Source organism: Collinsella aerofaciens, assembly GCF_020181355.1.
Classification (GTDB): domain Bacteria; phylum Actinomycetota; class Coriobacteriia; order Coriobacteriales; family Coriobacteriaceae; genus Collinsella.
The window spans coordinates 1,763,935-1,783,160 of sequence record NZ_CP084004.1; the positions used below are offsets into that span (position 1 = coordinate 1,763,935).

Sequence of the window (19,226 nt, forward strand, 5' to 3'; positions counted from 1 at the left end):
GGGTCCCGGCGCGTCTTCCACGCTCGTTCAGTCTCTAGGCACCCAAGGTGCCAGAAAGGGTAGGTGAAGTCATATGGCAAAAGTCCGTGTGTCCACCCTGGCCAAAGAGTTCGGCATGACCTCCAAGGAACTGATGGGTCATCTTGCCGAAATGAAGATTCCCGCTAAGTCCGCTTCCTCCGCCCTGGAGGACGCTTACGTCGCCATGGTCCGCAAGCAGCTCGCCTCGGTGATCGAGGCCCGCGCCAAGGAAGTCGAGGCCGCCAAGCAGGCCGAGGAGGAGGCAGCCGCCGCCGAGGAGGCAGCGCGCGCTGCCGAGGCCGAGCGTGAGCGCATCGCCGCCGAGAAGGCACGCGAGGAGGAGCGCCGCCAGTTCGCCGCCGCCCAGGCTGCCGAGGAGGCCGCCCGTGCCGAGGCCGAGGCCAAGAAGAAGGCTGAGCAGGAGCGCCTTGCCCGCGAGAAGGAGGAGGCTGCCCGCGAGGCCCAGCGCCGCGCCGTTCCCGCTTCCGACTCCGGTTCGCGTTTCCGTTCGCTGCTCGACCAGATCGCCGCACAGGAGACTGTGCTCAAGGAGAAGAAGGACGCCGAGGAGAAGGCCAAGGCCGAGCGCGCTGCCGAGCGCGGCAACCGTCGTGGCGGCAACAACGACCGTCGCGGTGGCCGTCGTAACGATCGCAACGCCTCCGATAACAACTCCGAGCGCAACGCCTCCGAGAGCCGTCCGCACAGCCATCGCACCAATGCCAGCAACAACGTCGCTGCCGGCATGGACTTCCCCAACCCCGACAAGCAGGGTAAGGGCAAGAAGCGCAAGGGCGGTCACAACAACGAAGAGGACCACTACAGCCGCATGGCTCGCGAGGCCGAGGAGTACAGCCGCGAGAAGGTGCTCGAGGAGGCTCGTGCCGCCGTCGAGGAGGCCTCTCGCGAGTCCACCGGTCGTCGCAAAAAGCGCAAGGAGAAGCGCGAGCGCGAGGCCGCAAAGGCTCAGGAGGAGCGCAAGATTGAGGAGGCGCTGGCCCAGGGCGTGAACCCCGAGGACCTCGACGCCATCAAGGTCTCCCAGGGCGTTACCGTCCAGGAGCTCGCCGAGGCGCTCGACGTTCCTGCCAACGACATCATCAAGCGCCTGTTCCTGCTGGGCACGCCGCTTACCATGACGCAGTCCATGTCCGACGACCTCGTCGAGCTCGTTGCCGACGACCTGGGCCGCCAGATCAAGATCATTACCCCCGAGGAGGAGAACACCTTCTCGTTCTACGACGATCCCGCCGACCTTAAGCCGCGTGCCCCGGTCGTCACCGTCATGGGCCACGTCGACCACGGCAAGACGAGCCTCCTCGATGCCATCCGCCACACCGGCGTCGCTGCCGGCGAGGCGGGCGGCATTACCCAGGCCATCGGCGCTTCGCAGGTCATGATCAACGACCGCAAGATCACCTTCATCGATACCCCCGGTCACGCCACCTTTACGGCCATGCGTGCCCGCGGCGCCAAGGTGACCGATATCGTCATTTTGATCGTGGCCGCCGATGACGGCGTCATGCCCCAGACCATCGAGTCGATCAACCACGCCAAGGCCGCCGGCGTTCCCATCGTCGTCGCCGTCAACAAGATCGATAAGCCGGGTGCCAACCCCGACCGCGTGCGCCAGGAACTCACCGAGTACGGCATCATCCCCGAGGAGTGGGGCGGACAGAACATGTTCGTCAACATCTCGGCCAAGCAGAAGATCGGTATCGACGACCTGCTCGAGACCGTGCTGCTCCAGGCCGACGTGCTCGAGCTCAAGGCCAACCCCGATACGTTCGCATCGGGCAACGTCCTCGAGGCTAAGCTCGACAAGGGCCGCGGCTCGGTTGCCACCGTGCTCGTGACCCGCGGTACCCTGCGCGTGGGCGACACGCTGGTCGCCGGCCTCACCTATGGCCGCGTCCGTGCCATGCTCGACCCCAAGGGCAACGCCGTCACCGAGGCCGGTCCCTCCGACGCCGTCGAGATCTTGGGCCTGCAGTCCGTCCCCAACGCCGGCGATGAGTTCCGCGTGTTCGAGGACGAGCGCGAGGCGCGTGCGCTGGCCGACGAGCGTTCGCTCAAGGCCCGTATCGAGGAGCAGAGCCGCGTGAAGCACGTGACGCTCGAGAACCTCTTCGAGACCATCGCCGACGCCGAGGTCAAGGAGCTCAACCTGATCATCAAGGCCGACGTCCAGGGCTCCATCGAGGCCCTTCAGGACTCTCTCGACAAGATGGATCAGTCCGAGGTGCGTATCAACACGATCCACTCCGCCGTTGGTGCCATCAACGAGACCGACGTCGTCCTGGCCGACGCCTCCAACGCCATCATCATCGGCTTTGGCGTCCGTCCCGACGGCAAGGCCCGCTCCGCTGCCGAGCGCGAGGGCGTCGAGATCCGTTGCTACGACGTCATCTACAAGTGCCTCGAGGACCTCGACGCTGCTCGCATCGGTATGCTCAAGCCCACCGAGGTCGAGGTCTCCACGGGTACTGCGACCGTTCTGGACACCTTCAAGGTGCCCAAGGTCGGCATCGCCGCCGGTGTCCGCGTCGAAGAGGGCGAGATCGCCGCGACCGATTCTGTGCGCCTGGTGCGCGACGGCATCGTGGTCTTCAACGGTAAAATCGCCTCGATGCGCCACTACAAGGACGAGGCCAAGAGCCTCAAGAGCGGCTCCGAGGGCGGTATTGGCCTGGAGAACTTCCAGGACATCAAGCCTGGCGACACCATTGAGGGCTACCGCATCGACCAGGTTGCCCGTACCGAGTAGGGGGGTAGCGCTATGAAGCAAACGCAGGCAACCCGCCGTCTGGGCGAGCAGCTTCGCGAGAAGCTCGGTTATATCCTGCTCTTTGAGGTTTCCGATCCGCGTCTCGACCTGGTCACCTTGACCGCGGTCGAGGTCGCGGTGGACCGTTCGTTCGCGCGCGTGTACGTGTCGTGCGACGCGAGCCGCTACGAGGAGGTCATGGAGGCGCTCGCCAGCGCCAAGGGCCGCATTCGTAGCCTGTTGGCCCGCTCGCTCGATTGGCGCGTCACGCCCGAGCTCGATTTTCGCATCGATCGCTCGACCGATGAGGCCGAGCGCATCACGCGCGCGCTGGAAAACGTTCCCGCCACGCTTGCGATCGAAAAGGACGAGGACGGCTATCCCATAGCGGATGCCGCCCAGGAGGCAGCTTTAGATGAGTAATTCCGCCGACCTCGCATCGTGCGAGTCTGCAGATATTCAGCGACGCATCCTCGAGCTCATCGAGGGTGCGTCCTCCATTGCGATTTCGGGACATACGTCTCCCGATGGTGACGCCCTGGGCTCCGTGCTGGGTCTGGGCTTATCGCTTATGAAGTTTTTCCCCAACAAGGACATTGCCCTGCTGCTGGCAGACGATGACCCGGTTCCGCGCATCTACCGCTTTATGGAGGGCGCCGACCGTCTGGTGCCCGCATCTGCGTATACCGGCAATCCGGACCTTTTCATCTCGGTGGACGTGCCGGTCGTCGAGCGTCTGAACAACTCCGCTGAGGTGCTCCGCCGCTCGTCTCATGTGGTGTGCTTCGATCACCATCCGGCGCGTGAGGAATTTGCCGAGCTGAGCCTGAGGTGCGTCGGCGCCGCGGCCTGCGCCATGATCATCGACCGCTTTTTAGACAATTGCGGCATTGTGGCTCGCAACGGTGTCGCGACCTGCCTGCTGTGCGGCCTGGTGACCGATACCGGTCGTTTTCAGTACCAAAACGCCGATGCTGCTGCGTTCCATGCCGCCTCGCGCCTGGTCGCGCACGGTGCCGATCCGGCGCGCGTCGCGCTCGAGGTCTACCAGAGCATGCGCGTAGAGTTCTTGCATCTCAAGTCCATCGTTATGGGTCGTATCAAGACCGTGGCGCACGGTCGTGTGGCATATAGTTATGCGTACCAGAGCGACCTCGAGGCCTGCGGCGTCACTTCGGATGAGTGCGACGGTCTGGTCGATGTGGTGCGTTCGGTGATGGGCGTTGAGGTCTGCCTGTTCCTAAAGGGCATCGAGGGCGATACCAAGGTGCGCGGCAACCTGCGCTCCAAGGGTGACCTCGATGTGTCCGAGATCGCTGCCAACTTTGGCGGTGGCGGGCATCATGCCGCCGCCGGCTTTTCCAACAACGGAACGATTCGCGAGACGCTCGCCGTGGCACTTCCCATGCTGGCCGAGCTGGTGGGGGAGGATCCCGCTTCGGTGACCGTCGAGCTCTAACATTTTGGATGGTACATGGCTCGTCGTACGCCTTCACAACTGAATATGCTGCTCGCTGTCGATAAGCCGGTGGGCTGCACGTCCCACGATGTGGTCTCGCAGTGCCGACGCGCCCTCCATGAGCGACGCGTCGGCCATGCCGGTACGCTCGACCCCATGGCCTCGGGTGTCATGGTGGTGGGCGTCGGCCAGGCGACCCGTCTGCTGGGCATGCTAACCCTCGATACCAAAAGCTATGTCGCCGACATTTCGTTTGGCGTCGAGACCAATACCGATGACGCGGAGGGCGAGGCCGTCCGCACGGTACCCGTTGCCCCCGAGCTGCACGATCTCGCTTACGCTCGTGAGCAGCTGGCCGCTATGCTTGGCCCGCAGTTGCAGGTGCCGCCAGCTTTTTCGGCCATCTCGGTCAATGGCGTTCGTGCCTATAAGAGTGCTCGCGAGGGCAATGCGGTAGACTTGCCTCCGCGCCCCGTCGAGGTCTATGCCGCCGACCTGATCGCCGTGAGCGGCGAGGGCGAAACGTGCGTCTGGACCGTGGCCTTTTCGGTAAGCAAAGGCACCTACATTCGTGCGCTTGCTCGCGATCTGGGTCGCGCCTGCGATAGTGCTGCGCATATTTCCGCGCTGCGCCGTACGGCCTCCGGCGTGGTTTCCATTGGCGCCTGTCATGCGGTTGAGGAACTCTCTGCCGAGTCCGCTGTCGGCTTCGCTCTGGATCCCATCGCCGCCCTTGGTGCCACGCGTGTCGATTTGCTGGGTAATCTTGCAGACGACCTGCTTTGTGGTCGCCGCATTCCCGTTGAACGCGCGCTTGCGGATTTCGATATGGCGAAGGCGCCGTTCGCGCTCGTGCTCGATGGGGGATTGAAGGCGCTTGCTCGTATCGAGGGCGGCCGCTTTGTGATGGAGCACGTCTTTCCGCAGGCGATCGGCGGTGTTCGATGATGCTGGCGCCTCACGAGCTCGCGCGTATCTTTTTCGCGGGTGAGTTGGATGAGGCCCCTATCGTTTCTGCCGATGCATTTGATGGGTGCGAGTTCTTGGGTGCCGCTTCAATCGCCATTGGCGTGTTTGATGGCGTACATCGTGGGCACCAAGAGCTGATCGATGCGGTTATTCGCGATGCGCATGATCACGGCAGCAAAGCGGTCGTGATTACTTTCGATCCTGACCCGGACGTCGTGGTGAGTCCTTCGCCCGCTCAAAAATTGATGACGACGGCTGACCGCCTGCATGCCCTGGCCCAAACCGGGGTCGATGCGGTGGTGGCCGTTCCCTTTACGTCTGCCGTGGCGGCACTCGACCATGTCGGGTTTCTGGCGCTTTTGTCGCGCGTTGTCGACATTCGCTCCATTCGTGTCGGCAGCGACTTTAGGCTCGGCCGCGGCGGCGCTTCGGGCGTTGCCGAGATGCGCGCCTGGGGCGCTGAGCGTGGGGTTGACGTTTACGGTCACGACCTGCTCTGCGTTAACGGGCAGACCGTCTGCGCCACGCGCGTCCGCCATGAGCTGGGTCAGGGTCATGTGGAGCTGGCTGCCGAGCTTCTCGGCCGTCCCTATATGCTGCGCGGCGTTGTGGCGGCTGGCCGTCACGAGGGCTCCGACATGGGCTTTCCCACGGCAAACATCCAGGTGCCCGACGGCATCCAGGTGCCTGCCGATGGCGTCTATGAGGGTCTGGTGCTGGTCGACGATACCGTATGGCCCGCTGCCGTTAATGTCGGCCTGCCGCCGACCTATGCCGATGATGCCGCCTCGGCGCATCTCGAGGCCAACTTGATCGGCTATGCGGGCGACCTGTATGGCGCCTCGGTGTCGCTGGCGTTTACGCGCTGGCTGCGTCCGTCTCGCGTGTTCGATTCCCTGGACGAGTTGATCGCGACCGTCGAGGGTAATATCGACGATATTCTTCATAACTTGGGTGAGCAGGGGGTGAGTATCCGTGATTAGCGATGAGGAAAAAGATCAGGTACGCGCGGCGTCGGACCTGGTTGCCATCGTGCAGGAAACGGTTGAGCTCAAGCCCCGCGGCCATGAGTTTTGGGGCTGCTGCCCGTTTCATGGCGAAAAGACCCCCTCGTTTCACATTATCCCTTCTACGCAGGTGTGGCACTGCTTTGGCTGCGGCGAGGGCGGCGACGTCTTCACCTATATCATGAAGCGCGAGAACCTGAGTTTTCCCGAGTCGATCCGTTATTTGGCCGACCGTGCGGGCATTGAACTGCACGATACCGGTGCGCAGCGCGATCGAGGCACCAAGCGTGCCCGCATCTATGACCTGTGCGCTGAGACGGCTCAGTTCTACCACACCATGCTTATGCGCGGTAAGGACAGCCGTCCGCGCGAGTACTTCGCCAGCCGCGGTATGGGCGGCGACGTCTGTCGCCGCTACTGCCTGGGCTTTGCGCCGGGTCGCAACGCGCTGGTGTCGCATCTGTCGCAGGCGGGCTTTACCCCGCAGGAGATGATTGACGCCAATGTGGCCGTGAGCCGCGGGCGCGGGCAGCTCGCGGACCGTTTTTACGACCGCGTGATGTTTCCCATCTTTGATGAGCAGGGTCACAATATCGCCTTTGGCGGGCGCATCATGGGCGATGGTCAGCCCAAGTACCTCAACACCGCCGAGACGAGCGTGTTTCATAAAAAACGAAACCTCTATGGCTTTAACTGGGCCAAGGAGTTTATCGTCGCGCAGGATACCGCCATCGTGGTGGAAGGCTATACCGACTGCATCGCCTGCTGGGAGGCAGGGATCAAAAACGTTGTCGCCACGCTGGGCACGGCGCTGACGGAACATCACGTTAAGACACTCACTCGTTTTGCCAAGCGCATTGTATATATGTTCGATGGCGACGCTGCCGGTCAAAAGGCTGCCCGTCGCGCGATTCAGTTTATCGAGCAGGATTCGATGGATCTTCGCTGCGTGGTGCTTCCCGACGGCAACGACCCCATGGAGTTCATCACGGCGCATGGTGGCGAGGCACTGCAAGCGCGCATCGATGCCGCCGAGCCCCTCATGGACTTTGTGTACCGTTCGCTACAGGAGTCGAGCGACATTACCACACCGGGCGGTCGCGCCAAGGCGCTCGAGGACGCGCTGACGCTCATCTATCCGCTACGTGACAGCTATATGATCGACACGTACTTTATCCAGATTGCCGATCTGTTGGGTTTGGACCTGGAGACCGTGCGCGCGAGCTCGGGCCGTGTGTTTCGCGATGTCGCCAAGCGCGAGGATGCCGAGCGCCGCCGTGAGCAGAACTACGAGCGTCAACGCGTGCAAGCTGAGCGCTCGGGCAGCGCGGGCGGTCGGGCGTCTGGTTCGCAGGGGACGTCTCGCGGTGCCTGGGCCGCGGGTGCGACGCCGCCGGTGTCCGCACCGGTCGAGGAGGACCCGTACGACTACGTTCCGCTTGATGCCTATGGGGCGACACCGGTGGAGGCCGACGAGGATCTGCCGCCAATCGATGTGCCAGCGGGGATGGAAAGCGCGGCGCCCGTTGCCGATGGTTCAAGCGCGGCGGCGGCTCCGTCGATGCCGATCGTTTTGACCGATCTGGAGCGGAAATCCCTGGCGGGGGAGCGCGAGCTGCTGACGATGCTCACGAGCTACCCCGATCTGTTCCGCACGTATGCCGATCGCATTTGTTCTATCGAGTGGGTCGACCCGCGTCACGAGTCCATTGCGTGGGCCGTGCTCGCGACGCCGCCGGGCACCGATCCTGCTGCCTGCATGGATGCGGCGCGCGCGGTGTGTCCCGAGGCGGCGTCGCTTGTCAGCGCCGGGCGCATTTCGGCAACGAGTAAGCACCCGACCGAGACGAACATCGTCTTTATGCTCGATACGCTCGAGCTCTACACCATCAAACGTCGCATGCGAGCTGCGCAGGCCAAGTTGCGTCAGGACCGTTCACTCGACGATGAGGACCGTCGCGTGCTGACTGTGCAGGCGGTGCAAGATTCACAGCGCCAGCGCGAGCTCCAAAAGTCGATCGGAGGCGTGGCCGACCCGTTCCGTTTGATCGGTTTGGAGACCACGGACGCCGATCAGGCCTAGATGTTGTGGTCAACCAGCGTATTCTCGCCTATATCCTGTCTTTATTTTGGGTATAGACGTCCATGTGTGTGCTAAAGTATTGAGTCCTGTGGACTACGAAGGGAGAATCTGTGCCAAAAAAGACTGAGAGCACGGGTACTGGGCTGGAATCCTACGTTGCAAAGCTCATGGGCAACGGCTCAAACAGGACTTCGGTAACCGAGGACGAGATTCAGGTCGCCCTGAAGGATATCGATGTTACTGATGAGCAGCTCAACGCGGTGTATTCCGCGCTGCGCAACAGCGGCATCCAGATTATCTCCGCGAGCGGAAACGACGACGCCCCGATGGACGTCGACGATGACGATAACGATACCGATACCGACGATTTCGATGACGACGACGAGCACGATTCCGGCTCGCTCGACGATCACGAGCTCAAGATGGCCCGTCAGGCCGACGCCGAGATGGGTTCTTCCAAGAGCAAGAAGAAGCGCACCGTGCGCACGTCCCGTTCACGCTCCCGCGTGCGCGGCATCGATGCCTCCACGGTGATGCTGACCGGCGACCCGGTCCGTATGTACCTCAAGGAGATCGGCAAGGTCGACCTGCTGACCGCCTCCGAAGAGGTCGATCTGGCCATGAAGATTGAGGCCGGTCTTGAGGCCACCGAGAAGCTCGAGGCTGCCGAGGCAGGCGAGCTCGAGCTCACGCGTACCGAAATGCGTCGTCTTACGCGCATTGAGAACGTGGGTCTCGAAGCCAAGCAGGCACTCATCAGCGCAAACCTGCGTCTGGTCGTCTCCATCGCCAAGCGCTATGTCGGTCGCGGCATGCTGTTCCTGGACCTTATTCAGGAGGGCAACCTCGGTCTGATCCGCGCCGTCGAGAAGTTCGACTACCAGAAGGGCTTTAAGTTCTCCACGTACGCCACGTGGTGGATCCGTCAGGCCATTACGCGCGCTATCGCCGACCAGGCCCGTACCATCCGTATTCCCGTGCACATGGTCGAGACCATCAACAAGCTCGTCCGTGTGCAGCGCCAGCTCCTTCAGGACCTGGGTCGCGACCCGACCCCCGAGGAGATCGGTGCCGAGATGGACATGAGCGCCGACCGCGTTCGCGAGATCCAGAAGATCTCGCAGGAGCCCGTGTCGCTCGAGACCCCCATCGGCGAGGAAGAGGATTCCCAGCTGGGCGACTTCATCGAGGACTCCCAGGCTATCGTTCCGCCCGATGCCGCCAGCTTCTCCATGCTGCAGGAGCAGCTCACCCAGGTGCTCGACTCGCTTGCCGATCGTGAGCGCAAGGTTATCGAGCTGCGCTTTGGCCTTGTCGACGGGCATCCCCGCACGCTCGAGGAAGTCGGCCGCGAGTTTGGCGTCACGCGCGAGCGTATCCGCCAGATCGAGTCCAAGACCTTGGCCAAGCTCCGCCACCCGAGCCGCAGCAGCAAGCTCAAAGACTATATCGAAAGCTAGTCAAGCAAGAAGCGCCCTCAAGCACATCCGCTTGGGGGCGCTTTCATGTGGTCATTGGGGACGTCCCCAATGACTAGGTCGGAAAAAATCTCAAAAAAGTTCTTGCCCTAAGCTGATTCGTCCGTATAATAAACTTCGTTGCTTGAGAGCATGCACCTATTCCTCGGTAGCTCAATGGTAGAGCACGCGGCTGTTAACCGCGCTGTTGTAGGTTCGAGTCCTACCCGGGGAGCCAGAATTTCTCAGCCCATTCCGCTGGGCTTTTAAATTCCTCGGTAGCTCAATGGTAGAGCACGCGGCTGTTAACCGCGCTGTTGTAGGTTCGAGTCCTACCCGGGGAGCCAGGTTGTAAAACCCGTCGCTTATGCGGCGGGTTTTTTCATGCCGCGACCACTTGACTCGAACGTTGCCATATCAACATTTCGTGTCGAGGATGTAATCCCGCGACCCACCACCTCAACATGGCGCGGTCGTTGTAGAATATTGCAATGATTGCTCCCACGACATGGTGCCGCGAGCACCAGATAAGGAGATTCTTGTGTCTGAGACCATTAACGGCAGCCTGAGCGTCTCGAACGACGTTATTGCCGATATTGCCGGTTATGCCGCGATGACGTGCTATGGCGTCGTCGGTATGGCTGAGCAGCTCCAAGGCGCCGAGAGCGTGCGCCTGCTTGCCGGTCAGCGCCTCCGCAAGGGCGTGCTTGTCTCCGCCGACGAGAACGGCCTTACGGTCGATCTTCACGTCGTGCTCGAGAACGGCGTCAACATGAAGTCCGTCTGCCACAATCTTTCGAGCTCCGTTGCCTTCACCCTGCAGGAGATCGCCCAGATCGATCCCGCCAGCCTTAAGATCGGCATCCATATCGACGCGCTCAAGAGCCGTCTGAACTAGCATCCGAAAACGGAGATTCAAATACCCATGATTGCAAAGACCATTCGCACCTGTTTTCCGATCGCTGCGGCTGCCGTTTCCGACAAGGCCGAGGAGATCAACAAGCTCAACGTCTTCCCCGTACCCGATGGCGATACCGGCACCAACATGTCGCTCACGCTCGCCTCGGTGACCAAGGAGCTCTCTGCCCTTCCCGCCGATGCCGATATGCAGGCCATCGCCGGTGCCATCACCCACGGCTCTCTCATGGGCGCTCGCGGTAACTCCGGCGTTATTACCTCGCAGATTCTTCGCGGCGTGGCCGAGGGTCTTGTCTCTGCCGACGAGCCTATTACGTCCGCCAACATTGCCTTCGCCTTCCGTCGCGCCGTCAAGGTTGCCTTCCAGGCTGTCCGCAAGCCCATCGAGGGCACGATCCTCACGGTCCTGCGCGATGTCTCGACCAAGGCCGATGAGTGCGAGAAGAAGAAGTTCTCGGCCGAGGATGCGCTCGATGCTATCGTCGTCGAGGCGTACCAGTCCGTTGCTCGCACGCCCGACCTGCTGCCCGTTCTGAAGGAGAACGGCGTGGTCGACTCCGGCGCCTTTGGCTTTGCCATCTTCCTGGAGAACTTTGTTGCCGCCGCGCTTGGCCGCAGCACCGTTGTCGAGGATTTCTCCGCCACGTTTGATTCCGCTGGCTCTGCCCGCGATGCGGCCCTTGGTCGCGTTGAGATCGAGGCTAACGACGACTGGGAGGGCTCGGAGTTCCGCTACTGCAACGAGTTCCTCTTTAAGGCCGACGCCCCGTTTGACGAGGACGAGTGCCTTAAGTTCCTAGGCTCCATGGGCGACTGTGAGCTGCTCGTGGGCGCCTATCCCGACTACAAGATCCATGTGCACTCCAACACCCCCAACCTGGTGCTCGAGCACATGCTGCAGCTCGGTCAGATCTATGAGGTCTTTATCCACAACATGGAGATGGAGGCCCACGACCGTACCGCCAAGATCCACGAGGATCAGGAAAAGGCCGCCGAGCCCGCCAAGGCGCTGGGCTTTGTCGCCGTTGCCGCCGGTTCCGGCGAGGCCGACATCCTCAAGTCCCTTGGCGTCGACGTGGTCGTCTCCGGTGGCCAGACCATGAACCCCTCGACCGCCGACCTGCTGGGCGCGGTGGACCAGGTCAACGCGACCTCAGTCATCATCCTGCCCAATAACGGTAACATCCGCATGGCTGCCGAGGCCGCAGCTTCTGCCTGCACCGACAAGAAGGTCGCCGTCGTTCCCACCAAGACCGTTCCGCAGGCCTTCTCCGCGCTGTTTGCGGTCCTGCCCGATTCCGAGCTCGAGGATGCCGTCGCCGCTATGGTCGACGCCATCAGCGAGGTCCGCGATGGCGAGGTCACCCGTGCCGTGCGCGATTCCAGCGCCTCCGACGGCTCGCCTATTCACTCCGGTGACGTCATGGGTATCATTGCCGGCTCCATTGACGTGGTCGGCTCCGACGTGAAGCAGGTCACGCTCGATTGCATCAACCGCATGCAGGAGGAAGAGGAGGGTGACGCGCTGACGATTCTGGCCGGCGAGGAGCTGTCCGATGAGGACTTCCAGGAGATCGTCGACGCTATCGAGGAGGCTCAGCCCGATCTGGAGATCGACGCCCATCGTGGCGAGCAGCCGCTCTATCCCGTGATCTTCTCGATCGAGTAGGCAACTGCCCATGTCCGAGCTGTGCTCCGTGCCGCGCGTCTCGGAGCGCTTTGCCCAGAGCAATGCGCTCGACGAGGATATCGCGCGACTCAAATATGTTTCGGGTAAACGTGAGGAGGCCCTTCGCCGTCTGGGAATTCGGACGGTGGGGGACCTCCTTCTCCATATCCCTCATCGATACCTCGACTTTACCCGTTCTTGGTTCATCGAGATGGCGCCCATCGGTGCCGTGTGCACCATCATCGCCACGGTCGATCGTATTGTCCAAAAGCGGCCTCGTCCGCGTATGCAGGTGACCGAGGTTTCACTCCTTGACGATACGGGCGTGCTGCAGGTCGCCTTTTTCCGCCAGCCCTGGATTGCCCAGCAGCTTAAGCAGGGCGACCGCCTGGCCGTGATGGGTAAGGTTGAATTTGCCTACGGTTTTAAGCAGATGGCCTCGCCGCACTTTGAAAAGCTTGAGGACGGTCGTGCTGCGGGTACCATTTTGCCGGTCCACTACGTAAGTGACGGCGTGAGCCAGGCATGGATGCGTCGCATCGTGAGCGGTGCTCTTGAGCTCGTCGGCAATCCCTTCGATCCCATCCCGGCACCACTGCGTGCAAAGCGCAAGCTCATGAGCAGTGCCCGTGCGCTTCGTTCGATTCACTTTCCCTCGAGTATGGCCGAGCGCGACATTGCGCGCCGCCGTTTGGCCTATGAGGAGTGCCTGTACCTGCAGCTCGCGCTGCGTCTGCGCAACGACGGCGGTCTGGTCGATGTGGTTCCCTATGCCCACACCGCGGGCGAGCACCTGGCCGTGCTCAAGCAAGCCCTGCCGTTTTCGCTGAGCGACGAGCAGGAGGCCGCGTTCCAAGATATCCTGCACGATATGTGCGATGGCGGGCGCGTGATGAACCGTCTGCTGCTGGGCGATGTCGGTACCGGTAAGACCGCCGTTGCCGCCTGCGCGCTGGCTGTGGCTGCCGATAGCGGCACGCAGGCCTGCGTTATGGCGCCCACGGGCGTGCTGGCGCGCCAATATGCCGATAAGACCGGCCCTCTGCTCTCGCAGACCGGCATGTCCTGGGCGCTTCTGACGGGTGCCACTCCGGCGGCCGAGCGCGAGCGGATCCATGAGCAGCTGCAGTCCGGCGAGCTCGATGTCCTCTTTGGCACCCATGCTGTTCTTTCCGAAGACGTGAACTTTAAGCACTTGTCGCTTGTTGTCATCGACGAACAGCACCGCTTTGGCGTAGGCCAACGCAACGCACTACGCGCGAAGGGCCCCGGTGCCGATCTGCTCGTTATGACGGCAACGCCCATCCCGCGTACGCTGGCGCTTTCGGTCTACGGCGATCTGGACACGAGTATCATCCGCCATCGGCCAGTCCCTGGCGCTGGCGTGACGACACGCGTGCTCACCGAGTCGAGTCGAGACCTCGCCTATGGCGCCATTCGCGAGGCTCACGAGAAGGGGCAGCAGGCCTACGTGATTTGCCCGCTCGTGGAGCCGAGTGACTCGGCCGATGAGCTGGAGGACGTGCCCGGTATCGCCCGCGACGACGAGGGCCGCGTGACGGTCCCCGTGCCGCTGCACGATACGGCGACCGAGCTCGATCGCCTGCGTCTGGCGCTGCCGGGTCTCACTATCGAGCGCCTTCACGGCCGCATGCCGGCGGGGGAGAAGGATCGGGTCATCGATGCCTTCAAGCGTGGCGAGATTGACGTGCTCGTCTCGACTACGGTGGTCGAGGTGGGCGTCGACGTGCCCAATGCCACCGTCATGGTTATCGAGAATGGCGAGCGCTTTGGTTTGGCTGCCTTGCACCAGCTGCGCGGCCGCGTGGGCCGCGGCAGCGTGTCGGGCACCTGCCTGGTTATGACGCACTCCAAGGGCAACGGCGGCGCATCGGCGGCACAAGACCGTCTCCAGTCGCTCGAAAAGACCTCGGACGGCTTTACGCTCGCCCAGATGGACCTGCGTCTGCGCCACGAGGGTGAAATCCTGGGTTACCGCCAGCATGGCGGCGTGACCTTGCGCTTTGTTGACCTCGATGCCGACGAGGAATTGATCGAATGGGCCCATTTGGACGCGGTCGAGCTCTTGCGGTATGCTTGCAACCTTGACTCCGTGGCGACGCGTCCTCTGCGCGATGCGGTCGCCATGCGGTATCGACACATCTTTAAGGAGGTCAGCGGAGGATGAGAATCATCGGCGGCGAATGGCGCGGTCGTAAGATCGAGGAGCCCCGTGGTCGCGATGTCACCCGCCCCACGACCGATCGCGTGCGCGAGGCGTGCGCATCTATGGTCATGTCGGCATTCGACTTCGATCTGGACGAGGTCCGCGTGCTGGATGCCTTTGGCGGCTCCGGCGCCTTGGGCATCGAGATGCTCTCGCGTGGTGCCCGCTCGCTCACCACGTTCGAGATCGATCGCAACGCTGCTCGTCTGATTACCAAGAATATCGAGTCGCTCTGCCGCGACCGTGCACGCTGGCGCGTGGTGACGGGCGACGTGCTGGCAAGCGCTTCGCGCGGCCGCGTGCCGGGCGGTCCCTTTGACCTGGTTCTGCTCGACCCGCCCTATGCTTTTGGTGCTGAGCCGGTCGAGGAGCTGCTACAGAACCTAGCTCAGCAAGGCTTGCTGGCGCAGGGTGCCTACGCGCTCTTTGAGCACGCCGCGGCCGATACGGGCGCTCACCCGGCCGGCTTTGAGACCATGCGGGAGAAGCGCTATGGCATAACCTCGGTCGACCTGCTTCGTTGGGTTGGCAACGGCGAGGATGATGGCAACGATAGCGACGCACCCACGGAGGATGCCCATGAGTGACACCATTAACCGCGTAATCGTCCCGGGCACCTTCGATCCCATCACGTTTGGCCATATCGACGTCATTCGTCGCGCCCGCCGCATTTTTCCCAGCGTGATCGTGGCCGTTGCCGAGTCGCAGGGCAAAAACGGCGTCGGCACCACGTTTAGGCTCGACGAGCGCGTGGCGCTGGCCCGTGAGGCGCTCGGTGATATTGACGGCGTCGAGGTGCTGCCCTTCACCGGCCTCTTGGTCGATTTTGCCCGCGAACAGGGAGCAGGGGCCGTGGTCAAGGGCCTGCGTGCCATGACCGACTTTGAGTATGAGCTGCAGCAGGCCGACCTCAACTACCGCCTGGATAACGAGCTGGAGTCCATCTTTGTCATGAGTGCGCCGCAGTACGGCTATATTTCGAGCTCGGTGGTTCGCCAGATTGCCTCGCTCGGTAGCGACGTCTCTAATTTTGTTCCGTCCAATGTGGTCAAGGCGCTCAAACATCGCTTTTCGTGACGTTTTTTAATGCCTGGTGGCATGTGGTAAACTAACACGATGATATGTTACCTATGAAAGGAGACCGGATGCCGGGCGAGAATTTTCCTGGCGACAGGATCGTGAGTCTTGTCGACGAGCTCGAGGGGCTCATCGAAGAGGCTAAGACGCCGTTCGGCAAGAACGCCCAGATGAAGGTTATCGACGCCGACGTCTTCTTTAACATCCTCGACGAGATTCGCATGAGCTATCCCGAGGAATGGCAGAAGTCCCGCCGTATCCTCAAGGAGCGCGAGGAGCTTATGGCTTCCGCCGCCGCTCAGGCCGATTCCATCATCGCCGATGCTCAGCAGCAGGCCCTCACCATTGCCGGTGAGCAGGAGATCGTCCGCTTAGCGCAGCAGCAGGCCGACGATATCCGCGACCGCGCCCAGCAGTATGAGCGTGAGACGCGCTATGCTGCCGAGGATTACGCCGAGCAGGTCTTTACGCACCTCGAGGAGAACCTCAAGAGCCTGACCGGCACCGTCACCCGTTGTCGCCAGCAGCTTAACGAGGGTGCCGCCCAGCAGAATGGTCAGTGGTAATGGCTGAGTTCCCGAGCGTTACCGTCGATCTTTCCGAGCAGCTCGAGTTTCCTGGAGATTCGTATCCGCTGACCGGTAAGGTCGATGTCGCCACCTACACGGTGGGCGAGAAGGAGTACCAGCTTCAGGACGGCATCGACTACGACGTTGTCTTTACCAATGCCGGTACCGGTGTCTTGCTCACCGGTATGGTCCGCGCGCACGCCACTGGCGAGTGCGACCGTTGCCTGGAGCCCGCTTCGTTTGATATTGCCGGTGAGATTGAGGAGTTCTACCTCTTTGATGAGCCCGAGGATCCCGAGGCCTACGAGGACGGCTACGAGCTCCTGGGTGAGGACCGTATCGTCGATCTGGGTGAGCCCATCAATGACGCGGTCGTTATGGACACGCCGTTTGTGGTGCTCTGCAAGCCCGATTGCCGTGGTCTGTGCCCCACATGCGGTTGCAATCTCAACGTCGAGCAATGCGATTGCGCCGCCCAGGCAGAGGCAGAATGGGCCGCTGCCACGGAAAATCCATTTGCAGCATTGAAGAATCTCAAGCTTGATGAGTAAAACTGTGGTAGTATCGCTACTTGCGCGTAATCGCCACACTGGATAGTTCATAAGGAAGGTCACTATGCCCGTACCTAAACAAAAGCAGGGTCGTATCCGCACTCACACCCGTCGTTCCGCCAACATGAAGATCTCGGCTGCGGCTCAGTCCACGTGCCCCCGTTGCGGCGCTGTCAAGCTTCCGCACCACGTGTGCCCCAGCTGCGGTTTCTACAAGGACCGCGAGGTTATCGTTATCGAGTAACGGTATACTCTGGATGCGATGCCGTTCCAAATGGAACCACAATGGCCGGCTCAATGAGTCGGCCATTTTTGTATAAGGAGCATGTATATGAGTAACGTTCGCGTTTGTGTAGACGTTGTGGGCGGAGACGAGAAACCTCAGGTTGTTCTCGATGGTATCGAGGCTGCGCTTGCCGCCGATCCCGATATCGAGGTCTTGGCGACTGGCCCGGCCGAAATCGTCAATCCCTTTGCAGCTTCCCATGCACGTGTTGAGGCCCTTGAGGCACCTGACGTTATCGCCATGGATGACGATCCCATTCGCGCCGTGATGACCAAGCGTAAGTCGTCGATCGTGCTTTCTTGCCGCGCCATTAAGAAGGGCAACGCGGATGCGTTCTTCTCCGCCGGCTCGACCGGTGCCATGACCGCCGCTGCCACCGCCTACGTGACGCCGTTTAGGTATCAGGCCGAAGGCAAGAAGCAGCCGGTGCGCCCCTGTCTGACCAATGCGCTGCCCAATCGCGCCGGCGGTCTGACGGTGCTGTGCGACATGGGTGCCAACCCCGATGTCGAGGTTGACGATATGGTGCGTTTTGCCCAGATGGGCAGCGCCTATGCCCGCGTCGTCCTGGGCATCGAGCATCCCCGCGTCGGTCTGCTTGCCAACGGCGCCGAGGACGAGAAGGGTTCTAACTTTACCAAGGCCTGTTTCCCTGCTATGAAGGCCGCCGTTCCCGGCTTTGTTGGTAACTGCGAGGGCACCGACCTCACCTCAGGCAACTTCGATGTCGTCGTTGCCGATGGTATGTCGGGCAATATTGCGCTCAAGGCCACCGAGGGCGCTGCCAAGTTTTTGCTGCAGGAGCTCAAGGGTGTCTTTATGTCTTCGCTCGGCACCAAGATTGCCGCGCTGCTCATCAAAAAGCAGATGCGCGAGATTAAAGCCAAACTTTCGGGCGACGCCAAGGGCGGCGCGATTCTTTTGGGCCTGCGCGGCGTGGTCCTGATCGGCCATGGTGCCACCTCGGTCGAGGCTGTCAAAAACGGTGCGCTCGCGGCGGCCGAAGCCGTGCGCGCCGGGCTGGTCGAGAATGTCGCCAACTCTATGGACGGTATCGTTTTATAAGAGCGAGTTAGAGCGCTGTTATGTGCTTCGCGGTGCACGTCGTGGGGTAGAATCAGAACCGTGTCTTGGTACCGCCCGGGCGGTACCATTCTTTTGGTATTCATGCACTATGAGAGGAAGCGCTATGGACCGCTCCGAAATCTTCGACAAGATCGCCGAGGTCGCTGCTGACGTTCTGGGCGTCGATGTTGCCGAAATTAGCGAGGAGACCACCTTTGACGACCTCGATGCCAACTCGCTCGAGCGCCTGCAGCTGGTTACGGCTATCGAGGACGAGTTCAACCTCGAGATCGATGACGAGACCCTACTCTCGCTCAACTCTGTCGCCGACGCCGTCGACGCGATCGAAAACGCCAGGGAGGCCTAGGTCTTGGCTTTATCCGAACGACTTACGCGTGCCCAGGAAATCCTGGGGCACGAGTTCAATAATAAGGTGCTGCTGCGCGCGGCCCTTACGCATCCCTCGGCAGTCGAGGGCCAGCCGGTTTCTGCCAGCTATGAGCGCCTTGAGTTCTTGGGCGATTCCATTTTGGGTGCTGTGGTCGCACGCTCCCTGTTTGAGTCCTATCCTGAGTTTGACGAGGGCAAGCTCACGCGCCTGAAGGTGTCGCTTGTCTCGGGCGCTACGCTGTCCGAGGTTTCTCACGAGCTGGGCATCGACGACATCATCATCTTTGGTGCCTCCGAGACCGGTACCGGTGCGCGCGGCCTGCATTCGGCGCTCGAGAACGTCTACGAGTCGCTCGTGGGCGCACTGTACCTGGATGCCGGCTGGGACGTTGCGGCGGAGTTTATCCATCGTACGCTTAAGCCGCATTTGGCTTCCGAGCGCGCCGAGCATCCCGCGAACCCCAAGTCGTTTTTGCAGGAGTGCGTGCAAGCCGACGGTCACGAACCCCCGGCGTACAAGCTCGTTGGCTCCGAGGGCCCGGCGCATGCGCCCACCTTTACCGCCGTGGTGTTGATCGATGGTATTCGTCAGGGTCGCGGCTCCGGCTCCTCAAAGAAGGAAGCCGAGGGAGCCGCCGCGCTCGAAGCGCTCGACCGCATGGGTTACACCACCAACGGCGTGATTCTGAACAAGAAGCACGTGTAAGCGAG

The 19,226-nt window shown here is 61.8% G+C and carries 18 protein-coding genes and 2 tRNA genes; all 20 read left to right on the plus strand.

Annotated features, from left to right (window positions below; translation table 11 throughout):
* The first annotated feature begins 73 nt into the window (after positions 1–73).
* The 20 genes from infB (at position 74) to rnc (ending at position 19,221) form a co-directional block, all read left to right on the plus strand.
* Positions 74–2,788, plus strand: coding sequence for a translation initiation factor IF-2 (gene infB, locus LCQ44_RS07635; RefSeq protein ID WP_195245817.1), 2,715 nt, complete (start codon positions 74–76; stop codon positions 2,786–2,788).
* A 12-nt stretch (positions 2,789–2,800) separates the two neighbouring features.
* A complete protein-coding gene (gene rbfA / locus LCQ44_RS07640; protein WP_195245816.1) occupies positions 2,801–3,211 on the plus strand; it encodes a 30S ribosome-binding factor RbfA in 411 nt (136 codons plus the stop codon).
* On the plus strand, positions 3,204–4,247 hold the full coding sequence (locus tag LCQ44_RS07645) for a DHH family phosphoesterase (protein WP_161145269.1): 1,044 nt from the start codon (positions 3,204–3,206) through the stop codon (positions 4,245–4,247). The genes rbfA and LCQ44_RS07645 overlap by 8 nt, the downstream gene beginning before the upstream one ends.
* 15 nt (positions 4,248–4,262) lie before the next feature.
* Positions 4,263–5,195, plus strand: coding sequence for a tRNA pseudouridine(55) synthase TruB (truB, locus tag LCQ44_RS07650; RefSeq protein ID WP_225093505.1), 933 nt, complete (start codon positions 4,263–4,265; stop codon positions 5,193–5,195).
* The gene (ribF, locus tag LCQ44_RS07655; RefSeq protein ID WP_225093506.1) at positions 5,192–6,199 is read left to right on the plus strand and encodes a riboflavin biosynthesis protein RibF; all 1,008 of its coding nucleotides are present in this window, start codon (positions 5,192–5,194) and stop codon (positions 6,197–6,199) included. The genes truB and ribF overlap by 4 nt, the downstream gene beginning before the upstream one ends.
* The gene (gene dnaG, locus LCQ44_RS07660) at positions 6,192–8,306 is read left to right on the plus strand and encodes a DNA primase (RefSeq protein ID WP_195245814.1); all 2,115 of its coding nucleotides are present in this window, start codon (positions 6,192–6,194) and stop codon (positions 8,304–8,306) included. Before ribF ends, dnaG begins: the two co-directional genes overlap by 8 nt.
* Before the next feature lie 110 nt (positions 8,307–8,416).
* On the plus strand, positions 8,417–9,766 hold the full coding sequence (gene rpoD, locus LCQ44_RS07665; protein WP_195245813.1) for an RNA polymerase sigma factor RpoD: 1,350 nt from the start codon (positions 8,417–8,419) through the stop codon (positions 9,764–9,766).
* Positions 9,767–9,926: 160 nt separating this feature from the next.
* Positions 9,927–10,001 (plus strand) — tRNA-Asn (locus tag LCQ44_RS07670).
* 34 nt (positions 10,002–10,035) lie between these two features.
* A tRNA-Asn gene (locus LCQ44_RS07675) sits at positions 10,036–10,110 on the plus strand.
* 161 nt (positions 10,111–10,271) lie between these two features.
* Positions 10,272–10,661 (plus strand): Asp23/Gls24 family envelope stress response protein, encoded by a 390-nt coding sequence (locus LCQ44_RS07680; protein WP_187361832.1) that lies wholly within the window; start codon positions 10,272–10,274, stop codon positions 10,659–10,661.
* A 27-nt stretch (positions 10,662–10,688) separates the two neighbouring features.
* Positions 10,689–12,350, plus strand: coding sequence for a DAK2 domain-containing protein (locus LCQ44_RS07685; RefSeq protein WP_225093507.1), 1,662 nt, complete (start codon positions 10,689–10,691; stop codon positions 12,348–12,350).
* Between the two features lie 10 nt (positions 12,351–12,360).
* Positions 12,361–14,538: an ATP-dependent DNA helicase RecG gene (gene recG, locus LCQ44_RS07690; protein ID WP_225093508.1), complete on the plus strand. Its 2,178-nt coding sequence runs from the start codon at positions 12,361–12,363 to the stop codon at positions 14,536–14,538.
* Positions 14,535–15,164, plus strand: a complete 630-nt coding sequence (gene rsmD / locus LCQ44_RS07695; protein WP_195363926.1) for a 16S rRNA (guanine(966)-N(2))-methyltransferase RsmD — start codon at positions 14,535–14,537, stop codon at positions 15,162–15,164. The genes recG and rsmD overlap by 4 nt, the downstream gene beginning before the upstream one ends.
* Positions 15,157–15,654, plus strand: coding sequence for a pantetheine-phosphate adenylyltransferase (coaD, locus tag LCQ44_RS07700; RefSeq protein WP_195363927.1), 498 nt, complete (start codon positions 15,157–15,159; stop codon positions 15,652–15,654). Before rsmD ends, coaD begins: the two co-directional genes overlap by 8 nt.
* Before the next feature lie 68 nt (positions 15,655–15,722).
* Positions 15,723–16,220, plus strand: a complete 498-nt coding sequence (locus LCQ44_RS07705; protein WP_022094019.1) for an ATP synthase subunit B family protein — start codon at positions 15,723–15,725, stop codon at positions 16,218–16,220.
* Positions 16,220–16,774, plus strand: a complete 555-nt coding sequence (locus LCQ44_RS07710) for a YceD family protein (RefSeq protein ID WP_225093509.1) — start codon at positions 16,220–16,222, stop codon at positions 16,772–16,774. Before LCQ44_RS07705 ends, LCQ44_RS07710 begins: the two co-directional genes overlap by 1 nt.
* Before the next feature lie 64 nt (positions 16,775–16,838).
* Entirely contained in the window at positions 16,839–17,018 is a 180-nt protein-coding gene (gene rpmF, locus LCQ44_RS07715; RefSeq protein WP_225093510.1) for a 50S ribosomal protein L32, read from the plus strand.
* 87 nt (positions 17,019–17,105) lie between these two features.
* Positions 17,106–18,125, plus strand: a complete 1,020-nt coding sequence (gene plsX, locus LCQ44_RS07720; RefSeq protein ID WP_225093511.1) for a phosphate acyltransferase PlsX — start codon at positions 17,106–17,108, stop codon at positions 18,123–18,125.
* Between the two features lie 124 nt (positions 18,126–18,249).
* A complete protein-coding gene (locus LCQ44_RS07725; RefSeq protein WP_117847660.1) occupies positions 18,250–18,492 on the plus strand; it encodes an acyl carrier protein in 243 nt (80 codons plus the stop codon).
* Between the two features lie 3 nt (positions 18,493–18,495).
* Entirely contained in the window at positions 18,496–19,221 is a 726-nt protein-coding gene (rnc, locus tag LCQ44_RS07730) for a ribonuclease III (RefSeq protein ID WP_055286400.1), read from the plus strand.
* The last annotated feature ends 5 nt before the right edge of the window (positions 19,222–19,226 follow it).